This is a genomic window from Pseudonocardia sp. TMWB2A (assembly GCF_017312135.1).
Genome location: NZ_QKQY01000002.1, coordinates 393,926 through 406,572, shown reverse-complemented (window position 1 = coordinate 406,572; position 12,647 = coordinate 393,926). Strand labels below are relative to the sequence as shown.

Here is a 12,647-nt window from a genome sequence, read left to right as displayed (position 1 = left end):
GGGAGCCCGTGTGTCACGGGGGATGAGGTGGAGGTTAGGAGGAGGTAATCGATCGGCCCTTCCGGACCGGTTCCAGCGGCAGCAGCAGGGTGACCACCGACGGCGACCGGCGTGCGGTGAGCCGTCCTCCCTCGGCCTCGGCGAGGCGCCGGGCGAGCGCGACCCCGAGGCCGCGCCGGCCGTCGCTGCCCGACAGGTCCTCCTCGGCCACCCCGGGCCCCTCGTCGGCGACGTCGACGGCCACGGCGTCCGGCCCGGACTCCCGGGCGGTCAGCGTGACCGCGCCGGCCCCGTGCTGGACGGCGTTGTCGAGCAGCGCGGCGACGATCTGGCGGACCGCCGCGGCGGAGGCGGGCGGGTCGGGCAGGGCGCCGTCGCGGGACACCGAGAACGACCGCCCGGCGCGGGACAGCCGGTCGCCCCACTCGGCCTGCGCCTCGTCGAACAGCCGGGCGAGGTCGACCGGTACGGCGTCACGGCTGCGTTCGCGGGCGAGCAGCAGCAGCTCGTCGATGGTGCGTTCCAGCCGGTCGACCGAGGCCAGCCCGTCCTCGACGGTCGCGGGCCGCAGCAGCGCCGGGTCGTCGAGCGCGGACTCCAGCCGCAGCCGCAGCCCGGTCAGCGGCGTCCGCAGCTGGTGCGAGGCCTCCGCGGAGAACGCCCGCTCGCGGGCCAGCAGGTCGTCGAGCCGGCCCGCGGTGTGGCCGAGCGCGGACCCGACGCGGTCGAGCTCCCCGATGCCGGTGGGCGCGGGCCGGACCCCGAAGTCGCCCTCGCCGAGCCGGGCCGCGTCGCGGGCCATCGACTCCAGCGGCGCCGACAGGTGCGCGGCCAGGCGCATCGCGAGCGCCCACACCGCGACCAGCACCAGCCCGGCCAGCGCGACCATGCCGAGGTACAGGGGCACGAGCGAGGACCACACCGCCGAGGTCGGGCGGGCCGCGCGCACCACCCCGATGACGTCGTCGCCGTCGGTCACCGGGGACACCGCGACGAGCTGCCCCGGCGGGGAGGAGGACAGTCCCCGGTCCAGGACCCGGTCGACGCCCTCGTCGCCCTCCGGCGGGCCGTCGCCGGTGGTGAGGTCGCCGTCCTCGTCGTAGAGCGCGACGGCGGTGTCGTCGTCGCGGCCGTCGGGCAGCCGGGCCGGGACCCGGTCGTGGACGACGTCGTCGTAGACCGAGCGGGCGGCGAAGTCCGCGATGCGCTGCAGCGACTCGCGCTGCTGGGTGACGGTGTAGCGCTCCAGCCCGGCGGCCAGCGGGACCCCGAACAGCACCAGCGTCACCCCGACCGCGACGAGGGTGAGGCGCACGATGCGGCGTCTCACCGGACGTCCCCGGGCAGCTCCAGGCGGTACCCGTGCCCGCGCAGCGTGGTGATCACCGGGACCCGGGGGCCGTCGTGCGCGGCGAGGTGGCGGCGCACCGCGGCCACGTGCACGTCGAGGGTCTTGGTGGAGCCGAACCAGTGCGCGTCCCACACGTCGGTCATCAGCACCTCGCGGCTCAGTGCGGAGCCCGGGTCGGTCGCGAGCCGGGCGAGCAGGTCGAACTCGCGGGTGCGCAGGCCCAGCTCCCGCCCGGCGACGGTGGCGCGGCGCGCCCCGGTGTCGACGCGCAGGTCCCCGACCTCCAGCACGTCCTCGGTGCGGTCGCCGCCGGCGCGCCGCAGGTGCGCCCGGATCCGGGCGAGCAGCTCGGCCAGGCGCACCGGCTTGGTCAGGTAGTCGTCGGCGCCGGCCTCCAGGCCCAGCACCACGTCCATCTCCGCGGTCCGGGCGGTCAGCACGACCAGCACCGCGTCGGGGCGCAGCGTGCGCAGCCGCCGGCACACCTCGACGCCGTCGAGGTCGGGCAGCCCGAGGTCGAGCAGGACCAGGTCGAACGGGGTGTGCCCGGCCGCGGCGAGCGCCGGGCCGCCCGCCTGCTCCCACCGGACGTCGTAGCCGTGCCCGGTCAGGCTGCCGCGCAGGACGTCACCGATCGTGCGGTCGTCCTCGACGAGCAGGATGCGGGCGTTCACCGGCCCGATCATCGTCCCTCCGGCCGGGCCGCCGCACCCCGTGCGGCCTAGGAACCGCCGTAGGGCGGCTCACCCGTCTCCGGGACGAGCACCGGGGTGTCCTCGTCGAGGGTCTCGCCGCGGAAGAACGGCCGCAGCCGCACCGCGCAGGCCAGCATCAGCGGCACCCCGAGCGCGATCATGCCGACGCCGATCACGAACACCCCGCCGACCGGACCGAAGGAGGTCTCGCCGTAGGCGGGGTCGAGCATGTCGACCGAGCTCTGCACGAACGCCCACACCATCACCACCCCGCCGAGCAGCGGCAGCAGACCGCGCAGCAGCAGGTCACGCGGCGAGCGGAGCAGGGTGCGCCGGAAGTACCAGACGCAGGCGAAGGCGGTGATGCCGTAGTAGAACGCCACCGCCAGGCCGAGCGAGGCGACGGTGTCGAGCAGCGCGTCGGAGCTGACCAGCCCCAGCACCAGGTAGAACACCACCGCGGACAGCCCCATGACGACGGTGGCGAACCCGGGCGTCGCGTAGCGGGGGTGGACGCTGCCGAAGCGGCGCGGGACCGCCCCGTAGACGGCCATCGCCAGCGCGCCGCGCGCGGTGGGCAGGATCGTGGTCTGGGTCGACGACGCCGCCGACACCGCGACGGTCAGCAGCAGCACCGCGGTGAGCGCCGTGCCGCCCATCGGGGCGCCGAGCAGGGTGAGCACGTCCTCGGAGTGCTCGGGGTTCGCCAGCCCGATCCCGGTCGCGCCGAACCCGGCGTAGGACTGCAGCGCGACGGCGACGACGACGTAGATCGCCAGCAGGATCACCGTGGCCAGCAGCGCGGCCCGGCCGGGGGTGCTCGTCGAGCCGCGGGTCTCCTCGCCGACGGCCAGGCAGGCGTCCCAGCCCCAGTAGACGAAGATGCAGAGGATCAGCGCCTGCGCGGCGGCGGAGCCGGAGATCCCGGTCGGGTCGAACCAGCTCCAGCTCGGCAGCACGGCCTGCGGGCCGGCGTCGCCGGAGTACACGAGCCACAGCGCCCCGGCGGCCAGCACGGCGAGCACCACGATCTGGAAGACGATCAGCGCGTTCTGGAACCGCTCGGACAGCACGATCCCGCGGTGGCTGACCCAGGTCATGACCAGGATGAACAGCACCCCGACGCCGACCTTGACCAGCGTGTTCTCCGCGGCGGTGACGAACCCGAGCGCGCGCAGGGTGTACACGGCGGCGATCTCGGCGACGTTGGCCAGCACGATGATCGCCGACACCGCGACGCCCCAGCCACCCATCCACCCGACCCACGGCCCGAAGGCCTTGGTGCCCCAGGTGAACGTCGTCCCGCAGTCGGGCACCGCGCGGTTCAGCTCGCGGTAGGCGACGGCGACGAACAGCATCGGCACGAACGCGACGAGGAACATCGCGGGCGCCTTCTCCCCGACGGCGAGGACGACGTAGCCGAGCGTCGCGGCCAGGCTGTAGGCGGGCGCGGTGGCGCCGAGCCCGATGACGGTGTTGCCCCACAGGCCCAGCGCTCCGGTGCGGAGCCCCTTCGGGCCGGCCTCCACGAGGGGAGGCGGTGCGGCGGCGGTCAACCGCCGTTCTCGGCGGTGAGGATGGTCAGCACGGTGGTCGTTCCCCGTCTCGTCGGCTCCCGCCCGGGCCGGCGGCGGCACACAGGATGCGGCACGGACGCGCCCGAACGGAAACAGCGGTGTCGCGTCTCACGCCGCGACCCCGCCGCGGCGTCAGACCTGCCGGTGCGGCGTGCCCCGCACGCTGAACCAGTAGGCGCCCGCCTCGGCGCCGGAGATCCCGGTGCGGACCTCGGCGGTGGCCGGACGGCCGAAACGGCGCCGGATCGCCTTGCGGGCCGTCTTCTCGATGCGGGCGGCGAGCCGCTCCGGCTCGGAGCACCCGGACATGGTCAGCACGGCGACGAAGGCGTACCGGGCGGGTCCGCGCCGCGGCCAGGGGCCGGTGCCGTCGGCCAGGGACAGCTCGACGGTCATCGGACGCTTGCGGTGCGTGTACAGGGCACGGGTCAGCTCGGCCTCCACGACGTCCGCCTCGACGCCCGCGGGCGCCTCGACCCGGACGATCGCCATCACGGCGTTCGCCGTGGACCCACCTGTCACCACGGTCACGGTCATGGACTCCTTCCGGGTGCGCGCCACCCCCGACGGAACGCGCATCACGGACATTCATCCCCGGTCCCGGGGGGTCTAAACAAGGACTTGACCGAAAAAGACGCGTCAGGATCACGAAAATCGCTCATCTTCGTCACCCGTACGTGACGTTGCACCGCGCCATCCTCGTCACTGTCGGTCGCGCCGGCCCTGCACGGCGGCCCGGCACGGCGCGACGAGCCCGTCCACCGTCGTCGGGCCGGTCCCCGGACGCCGTGCCAACCGGTCAGGCGGGACCCGGGACCCGGGTGAGGCGTTCGAGCACCTCCAGGACGTGCTCGTAGTCACGGCCGGTGGCCCGGCTCATGCCGAGCTCGCAGGTCCGGTTGCAGGAGGCGTGGGCGTCGGCCTCGACCCCGGCGAGCTCCCACGCCTGCGGGGCGGTGGCCGCCGCGGTCAGCTCCGGGTGCAGCATCCCGCGGTCCCCGGCGAACCCGCAGCAGCTCCACGAGTCGGGGACGACGACGTCGTCGGCGACGGCCCCGGCCAGGCGTCGCAGCGGGTCGAGCAGGCCCAGCTGGGTGGCCGAGCAGGTCGGGTGCAGCACGAGCCGGGCCAGCCGGGCGGGCACGGTGAGCGCGGGCAGGATCCGGTCGGCGGTGAACTCGACGGCGTCGAGGACCCGCAGGCCGCGGTAGCGCTCGGGGCCGGACGCGACCATCACCCGCAGCCCCTCGGTGCACGACGACGCGTCGGACACCACCGGGACCGCCCCGGCGCGGGTCGTCGTCCACAGTGCGGGCAGGACCCGCTCGGCCATCGCGGCGGCGCCGTCGGCGAGCCCCTTGGACTTCCACGGCGTGCCGCAGCACAGCGACCCCAGGCCGGCGGGCGCGCTCGCCCGCAGCCCCGCCCGTGCGCAGAGCCGGGCGAACGCCTCGCCCGCGCCGGTGCCCGCCGAGCCGAACATGGCGCCGGTGCAGGAGGAGAACAGGACGAGGTCGGCGTCGGTGCACACGAGCCCGCCGGGGACCCGGTTCCCGCCGCCGCGGGGCAGGTCGGGGCTCCACTGCGGGACCTGCTCGGGGTCGGCGACCCGGCGCAGCGCCGCCGAGACGGGTGCGGCGCCGGGCACGGCCCGCGCGAGGGTGAGGGCCAGCCCGGCGGCCCGGGTGGTGGCGCCCCAGTGCTTGGCCGCGAGGGTCCAGCCCGCGCCCGCGGCGCCGTGGTCGCGTTCGCCGCGCAGCCGTCGCACCAGGTCACCGGTGTTGATCAGGACCGGGCAGGCGGTGCCGCACATGCCGTCGACGGCGCAGGTGTCGACGCCGTCGTAGGCGTAGTCGGCCTCCAGCTCGGCGAGCAGGGCCTCGTCGCCCGCGGCCCGGGCGGCGGCCATCTCGCGGCGCAGCACGATCCGCTGGCGCGGGGTGGTGGTCAGGTCGCGGCTGGGGCAGACCGGCTCGCAGAACCCGCACTCCACGCAGCGGTCCACCTCGGACTCGACGGCCGGGGCGGACTTGAGGCCGGCCAGGTGCGCGGTCGGGTCGTCGTCGAGGACGACGCCGGGGGAGAGGATCCCCTGCGGGTCGCAGAGCCGCTTGATCTCCTGCATGACCTCGTAGAGCTCGTCGCCGTACTGGCGGCGGACGAACGGCGACATCATCCGGCCGGTGCCGTGCTCGGCCTTGAGCGTCCCGCCGTGGGCCAGCACGAGGTCGACCATGTCGTCGGTGAACCGGCCGAAGCGGTCCCGGCCGCCCGCCGTGCCCGAGTCGTCGAGGTCCTCGGTGAGCATGAAGTGGACGTTGCCGTCCTTGGCGTGCCCGAAGATCACGGCGTGGTCGTAGTCGTGCTTCGCGAACAGCGCGATCAGGCCCTCGCAGGTCGCGAGCAGGTCCGGGACGGGGACGGCGACGTCCTCCAGCAGCGCCGCGGTGCCCGGCGGGCGGGCGCCCGCGACCTTGGCGTAGAGCGCCTTGCGCAGCTTCCACAGCCCGGCCTTCGCGACCGGGTCCGCGGACAGCTCCCGCGGGCCCCGCAGCGGCAGCCCCGAGATCAGCCCGGAGGCGTCCCCGGCGAGCTGGGTGACCTCGTCGACGGTGTGCCCGCGGTACTCCACGAGGAACGCGGCGTGCTCGTCGACGGTCAGCGCCCGCAGCCGCGGGTCGGCGTCGGCATCGCCCTGTCCGACCCGCAGCGACGTCGCGTCCAGCAGCTCGATCGTCGCCGCGCCCGAGTCCACCAGGCCGGGCAGTGCGCGGTTGGCGGCGGCGAGGTCGTCGAACACCAGCAGCCCGGTGCGGGTGTGGGCGAGCACCGGCACGGTGCGCATGGTGATCGAGGCGAGGAACGCCAGCGTCCCCTCCGAGCCGACGAGCAGCCGGGCCAGGATCTGCACCGGGTCGTGGTGGTCGAGGAAGGAGTTCAGGCCGTAGCCCATGGTGTTCTTCAGCGAGAACTGACGCTCGATCTCGGTGCGCAGCGCCGCGTCGCCGCGGAGCCGGTCGCGCAGCCGCGCCAGACCCGCCCAGAGGCGGGGCTCGCGGGCGCGCAGCTCGTCGTCGGCCCCGGGGGAACCGGTGTCCAGCGTGGTGCCCGAGGGCAGGACGAGCTCGACGGAGTCCAGCAGCGCGTAGCTGTTCGCGGCGGTGCCGCAGGCCATGCCCGAGGAGTTGTTCGCGACGACCCCGCCGAGGGTGCAGGCGACCTCGCTGGCCGGGTCCGGGCCGAGCATCCGGCCGTACCGGGCCAGGCGGGTGTTGACCGAGCGCACCGTCGCGCCCGGCCCGACCCGCACCCGGGCGCCGTCGCCCTCGATCTCGATGCCGCGGAAGTGGCGGCGGACGTCGACGAGGATGCCGTCGGTGACGGCCTGGCCGGACAGGCTCGTCCCGCCGGAGCGGAAGGTCACCGGCACCCCGCCCGCGGCGCGGAACAGCGCGGCGACCTCGGCGGCACCCGACGCAGTCACCACCGCGGCCGGGGTGCGGGCGAAGTGCGACGCGTCGTGCGCCATCCGGAGCCGGTCGATCGCCCGGGTGGCGACGGCGGCGGGCCGGACCGCGGCGGCGAGCCGGTCGTGCAGGGCGTGCAGGGCCGGGCGGCCTGCCGGGTCGGTGGGCGGTGTCTCCGCGGGCGATCCGGTGAGGGTCACGGTGGTGCTCCTGGCGTGTGGTGGGACGCGCGTGCACCCACCCTGCCCCAGGCTCAGCCCCGTGCCGAGGGGAAGTTCGGGGGACGCTTCTCGCGCAGCGCGGCGGCGCCCTCCACCACGTCGGGGCCCATGAAGGTCAACATCTCGTAGGCGGCGGACTGCTCGAAGGCCGGTCCGGCGCTGCGCAGCCACGAGTTCAGCGCCCGCTTGGTGAGCCGGATGGCCTGCTGGGAGCCGGTGCCCAGGGCGTGCGCGACCCGCAGCGCCTCGTCGAGGACCTGCTCGCGCGGCACCGCCTTGGCGACCATCCCGAGCCGCTCGGCCTCGGCGCCGGTGACCATCTCGCCGGTCAGCAGGTAGTAGCGGGCCTTCGCCATCCCGGCCAGCAGCGGCCAGATGATCGCGGCGTGGTCCCCGGCGGCGACGCCGAGCTTCACGTGGCCGTCGCCCAGCTTCGCGTCCTCGGCGGCGATCGCGATGTCGGCGAGCAGCGCGACGACCACCCCGGCCCCCACGGCGACCCCGTTGATCGCCGACACGACCGGCTTCTCGCAGTCGATGATGTTCCAGACCAGCTCGGACATCTCCCGGAGCATGTGTGCGACGCGCTCGTGGTCGCCGGCCATCCGCTCGACCATGCCGAGGTCCCCGCCCGCGGAGAACGCACGCCCGGCCCCGGTGATCACTGCGACCCGGGTGGCGGCGTCGGACGACACGTCCCGCCAGACCCGCGCGAGCTCGCCGTGCAGGACCTCGTCGGCGGCGTTGTACTTCGCCGGGTTGTCGATGGTGATGAGCAGGACGCCGTCGTCGCGGCGCTCGAACCGCAGCTGGGTGTAGGTGCTCGGGTCGAGGGTCATGGGGGTCCTCCCGGGGGCTGCGGTCAGAGCATGGACAGGCCGCCGCTGACGCTGACGGTCTGCCCGGTGAGGTAGTCGGCGTCGGGGGAGGCGAGGAAGGCGACGGTGGCGGCGACGTCCTCGGGGCGGGCCAGGCGGCGGAACGGGATCGCCTTCACCAGGGCGGCGCGCAGCCGGTCGTTCCCCTCGACGACGTCGGCGAACAGCGCGGTGTCGGTGGGCCCGGGGCACACGCAGTTGACGTTGACGCCGTGCCGGGCGACCTCGCGGGCGAGGGTCTTGGTGAACGCGATGACCCCGCCCTTGGCGGCGGAGTAGACCGCCTCGCCGCTGGACCCGACGCGGCCCGCCTCGGAGGCGAGGTTCACCACCGTCCCGGAGCCCTGCGCGATCAGGTGCGGGACGACGGCGTGCGCGGTGTGCAGCACCCCGAACAGGTTGATCCGCACGATCCGGTCCCAGTCGGCCGGGTCGGAGTCGACGAACGCGCCGACCTTGTCCCAGCCGGCGTTGTTGATCAACACATCGATCCGGCCGAGGTCGCCGCGGACCCGCTCGACGGTGTCGTGCACGGCGTCGGGGTCGGCGACGTCGAGGGCGTACGCGGTCCCGGCCCCGCCCAGCTCCGCGGCGGTCGCGGCGGCGGTGTCGCCGTCGAGGTCGGTCACCGCGACCCGGGCGCCCTCCCCGGCGAGCCGCAGCGCGGTGGCACGGCCGATGCCGCGCCCGGCCCCGGTGACGAGCACCGTCCGGTCGTCCATCCTGCCCACGGGCCGGTCCACCTCCTGGTCGCCGACACCGGTGTCGGACCCCGCCCACGATGACGACACCGGCCCCCATGGTCAATCTCCGCCGGCGGGTCCGTGGCGCCGGGCCGGGTCAGCGCACCACGGGCAGCGGGCCGGAGGGCCGGTCGAAGAACAGCGGGAGGGTCTCCTCGCGGGGGTCGGGGGTCCGGGGGAGGACCCCGGTCGCGGGCTCGGCGTCCCGGGGCGGGCGGCGCATCTGCGGGAGGACGCCGGTCGGGGGCTCGGGCTCCCCGGACGGCGGGCGCATCCGCGGCAGGACGCCCGTGGGCGGCTCGGGCCCGTCGGCGGGTTCCCCGTCGGGCCGCCCGGCGATGGGCTCCGCGTCCGGTCGCACGCCGGGCTCATCGGTGGGCGCCGTGGCGTCGGCTGTGGCGTCGGCGGCGGCGCGGCAGTCGGTGAGCAGCTCCCGCACGTCGTCGGTCACCGCGTGCCCGGTGCCGAGCACCCGCTCGGCGACCTCGAGCGTCGCGGCGAGCAGCCCGGCCGCGCCGCGCAGGTCGCCGGTGTCGGCACGGGCGAGCGCCAGCGCGGCCCGGGACGCGATCGTGCAGGGATGGGTCCCGCCGAGCACCCGCGCACGCCGGGTGATCACGTCCTCGTGCCGGCGGACCGCCTCCTCGGCGTCGCCGGTCACCCGGTGGGCCGCGGCCAGGGCGTCGGCGGCCGCGAGCGACGCCGGGTGGTCCGGGCCCAGCAGCGTCTCGCGGGCGGCGAGGTTGCGGGTGGCGATCTCCAGCCCGCCGGTGCGGTCGTAGCCCAGCAGCAGCGCGACGGCGAGGCTCCCCTCGGCGACGAGCGTGTCGGCGTCGTCCGGGCCGAGGTCGCGACGGGCGGTGGTGAGGACCTGCTGGACGCGACGGGTCGCGTCCAGCAGCGCGGGCATGTCGCCGCTGCGTCCCGCGGCGCGCACGTCGGTCGCGGCGCGGTCGTGACGGGAGCGCAGGGCCTCGCGCAGGGGGTCGGCGGTCGTCGTCGACCGCTCCGCACCGTGGTGCGGGACGGTCACTCTCCGGTCGGCCACGGACACCCGACCTCCCCTCCTCACCGCGACGAACAGCCCGGACTCACCCGGACGGCCCACTGAATCGTGACCGAACGTACCTGTAACCGGCGGTATCGCGCGCCCCGGACGAGCATCCGAGGCGAAGGCCACCCTTGCCGATCACCGTGCGTCGCAGGAGGTGCACCGACGGTCCGAGGCCGGCGGGCCCGTCCAGACGGAGTCACCCGGCCGTGCGGTCCACGCCCTCGGACGGGTGCACGTCCGTCGCGGTGCCTGGAGTGCGGTGTCCGGGGGCTCGACAATCGCGCGCACGCCGTGCGGAGAGGGGGCCTCGTGTCGAGGCAGGGGGACGCCGACCACACCGATGGTGAGGTCGCGGACGACGCAGGGGCGGTGAGGCGTCCAGACACCGGCGCCGACCCCGCCACCGGTGACCGAGTGGGACGGCCGGCGCGCCGACCGTCCCGGCCGCCGCCTCCGCGGCCCCCGCTGCGGCCGACGTCGCCGTTCCTGGGGGTGGCCCCACCCGTCGCATCGCCCGCGGACGAGCCCGGTCCTCCGGGCATCGAGGCCTTCGGGGCGGGAGGGACGCTGCGCCGGGCGGTGCCCGGGGCTCCGATGTCCGGCGGTCCGACCCCTGCCGACCCGGTGTCCGCTGTCCCGGGCGCCGCAACCCCGGCCCCGGTACCTCCGGCCCCGGACACCTTCGCCCCGGCAAGCCCGGCTCGGGCAACTCCGGTCCGGGCAACCCTGGGCTCCGAGGGACCGGGGTCCGCGGCGTCGGACGCCGCGGCGTCGGACGCCGCGACGTCGGACGCCGCTGCGCCGGGGGTCGCGGCCTCGGCCGCCGCAGATCAGGGGGGCACCGCACCGGAGGTCGCCTCGTCGGGCGCCGCAGCTCTGGGCGCGGTCCCGCCGCACGCCGGCCCGCCGCACCGCGCGGCGCCGCATCCCGCAGCGCCGGACGCCGCATCGCCGGACGCCCTCGCATCGGACGTCGCCGCATCGGACGTCGCCGCATCGGACGTCGCCGCATCGGACGTCGCCGCATCGGACGTCGCCGCATCCGACGCCGCCGACCCGGCGACCGCGCGTCCGGCGCCCGCCGTCCAGATGTCCGCCGTCCAGATGCCCGCCGTCCAGATGCCCGCCGCCCCGATGTCCGCCGTGCCGGCGCCGGCCCACCCGGCTGTCGCGCCGGGGTCCGCCGACCCGGACCCGCAGGCGCCGGATCCGGGCGCGGAGCACCCGGGTGCCCCACCGTCCGGCGCCGTCGTGCCGGACGGTGCGCCCCCGGGCGTCGCGAGGCCGGAACTCCCGGTGCCGGACAGCGGTTCCACCGGATCGGACAGCGGTTCCGCGGGACCGGACAGCGGTTCTGCGGGACCGGATAGCGGTTCTGCGGGACCGGACAGCGGGACGACGGTGCCCTCCGACCCGGACCTGATCCCGTCGACCGGGAGCGAGGCACCCGCGGCCGCCGCGCCGGGCAGCACCGGGACGGGCGCGACCGGAGCCACGGCCGTCCCAGCCCCCGACGCGGTCCCGCCCCGGCCACCCACGACCGGCCCCGACCCGACCCTGCACGGTGTCCCCGCGGTCACGCCGCGCCCGATCCCCCGGCTCACGGCCGTGGTGCTGGTCGGGTCGCTGCTCGCGGCCGCCGGTGCGGCCGCGGGCGCGGTCGCGCTGGCCTCCCAGCAGAGCGACGGCGCGGGCTGGCCCGGCGCGACCGACCCGACGGCGGTGACCCGCCCGGACGGGGTGACCGCCGGCCTCCCGGGGGCCCCGGCTCCTCTCGTCCCCGTGCCCGACGGCTCCTCCGGAGCCGGGGAGCGCGACCGGGCCGTGTCGCCGGAGCGGCACCGGACCGACCCGGACACCGACCGCGCGTCCCGCCCGGACCCGTCCGCGGGCCCGGGGGAGCGGCGGGCCGATCCCCCGGCACCGCGCCCGGCGCCCGGCGCCGGCCGTGCCCCGGCGGCACCCGCCGCTCCGCCGGCACCGGGTGCACCCGCCCCGGGCGCCCCGGGCGGTCCGGGCAGCCCCGCCGCTCCGGCGCCCGGCGGTTCCGGGACGGTCCCGGCAGCGCCCGGCGCCCCGGCCGGGGGCACGACCCCGGGGACGCCCGGCACCCCACCGGGCGGCACGGGCCCGGCCGGGCCCGGCACACCCGGTGCGGGCACGACCCCGTCGGACCCCGGCGGTTCCGGCGCGGGTCAGCCCTCCGACGGCGGCGCCGGACCCGGCACCGCGCCGGATCCCGAGCCCACGGCGGGATCCGGCCCCACCTCGGGACCGGGCACCGGACCGGGCACCGCACCGGGATCCGGGTCGGGATCCGGCACGGGCACCGGGAACGGTGCCCCGGACGCGACCGGCACCGGACCGGACGGCGGCGCGGGCACCGGCGGCCCGTCGACCGGCACCCCGCAGGCGGGCAGCGCCGACAGCCGCGGCAGGGACGGCGGCAGCAGGGACGGCGACACCGGAACCGGCGGCGGCGCCGACAGCCGCAGCACCGGCGGCCGCGGCACCACGACCCCATCCGGATCCGGGTCCTGACCCCGGAGGACCGGCGGACGTGCGGCGGCGGGCGACCCGGCCCGTCGAGGACGCCGGCGACCGACGTCCGGTACCTCTCGACGATCGCGGTCGGCCGGGCGCACTCGTCGTCGACCGTCA

The 12,647-nt window shown here is 76.6% G+C and carries 9 protein-coding genes; 1 reads left to right on the top strand and 8 read right to left on the bottom strand.

Annotation, left to right across the window (positions count from 1 at the left end):
• Window positions 1-34: 34 nt before the first annotated feature.
• The 8 genes from DMP17_RS16230 to DMP17_RS16195 all read right to left on the bottom strand — a co-directional run bounded on the left by DMP17_RS16230 (window position 35) and on the right by DMP17_RS16195 (window position 9,980).
• Window positions 35-1,330, bottom strand: a complete 1,296-nt coding sequence (locus tag DMP17_RS16230) for a sensor histidine kinase (protein ID WP_337829951.1) — start codon at window positions 1,328-1,330, stop codon at window positions 35-37.
• Complete coding sequence (locus tag DMP17_RS16225; RefSeq protein ID WP_374203842.1) at window positions 1,327-2,025, bottom strand: response regulator transcription factor; 699 nt, start codon at window positions 2,023-2,025, stop codon at window positions 1,327-1,329. The genes DMP17_RS16230 and DMP17_RS16225 overlap by 4 nt, the downstream gene beginning before the upstream one ends.
• A 47-nt stretch (window positions 2,026-2,072) precedes the next feature.
• Window positions 2,073-3,575: an APC family permease gene (locus DMP17_RS16220; protein WP_226356200.1), complete on the bottom strand. Its 1,503-nt coding sequence runs from the start codon at window positions 3,573-3,575 to the stop codon at window positions 2,073-2,075.
• A gap of 180 nt (window positions 3,576-3,755) precedes the next feature.
• Window positions 3,756-4,160 carry a hypothetical protein gene (locus DMP17_RS16215; protein ID WP_337829950.1) on the bottom strand — a complete coding sequence of 135 codons (405 nt, stop codon included), beginning with the start codon at window positions 4,158-4,160 and terminating at the stop codon, window positions 3,756-3,758.
• Window positions 4,161-4,422: 262 nt separating this feature from the next.
• Window positions 4,423-7,290, bottom strand: coding sequence for an FAD-binding and (Fe-S)-binding domain-containing protein (locus DMP17_RS16210; protein WP_337829949.1), 2,868 nt, complete (start codon window positions 7,288-7,290; stop codon window positions 4,423-4,425).
• A 53-nt stretch (window positions 7,291-7,343) separates the two neighbouring features.
• Window positions 7,344-8,150 (bottom strand): enoyl-CoA hydratase/isomerase family protein, encoded by an 807-nt coding sequence (locus tag DMP17_RS16205; protein ID WP_226356203.1) that lies wholly within the window; start codon window positions 8,148-8,150, stop codon window positions 7,344-7,346.
• A 23-nt stretch (window positions 8,151-8,173) separates the two neighbouring features.
• Window positions 8,174-8,911, bottom strand: coding sequence for an SDR family NAD(P)-dependent oxidoreductase (locus DMP17_RS16200; RefSeq protein WP_337832693.1), 738 nt, complete (start codon window positions 8,909-8,911; stop codon window positions 8,174-8,176).
• Window positions 8,912-9,029: 118 nt separating this feature from the next.
• A complete protein-coding gene (locus tag DMP17_RS16195) occupies window positions 9,030-9,980 on the bottom strand; it encodes a tetratricopeptide repeat protein (RefSeq protein WP_337829948.1) in 951 nt (316 codons plus the stop codon).
• A gap of 498 nt (window positions 9,981-10,478) precedes the next feature.
• Between DMP17_RS16195 and DMP17_RS16190 the strand changes: the two genes are divergently transcribed.
• A complete protein-coding gene (locus DMP17_RS16190; RefSeq protein ID WP_337829947.1) occupies window positions 10,479-12,527 on the top strand; it encodes a hypothetical protein in 2,049 nt (682 codons plus the stop codon).
• The last annotated feature ends 120 nt before the right edge of the window (window positions 12,528-12,647 follow it).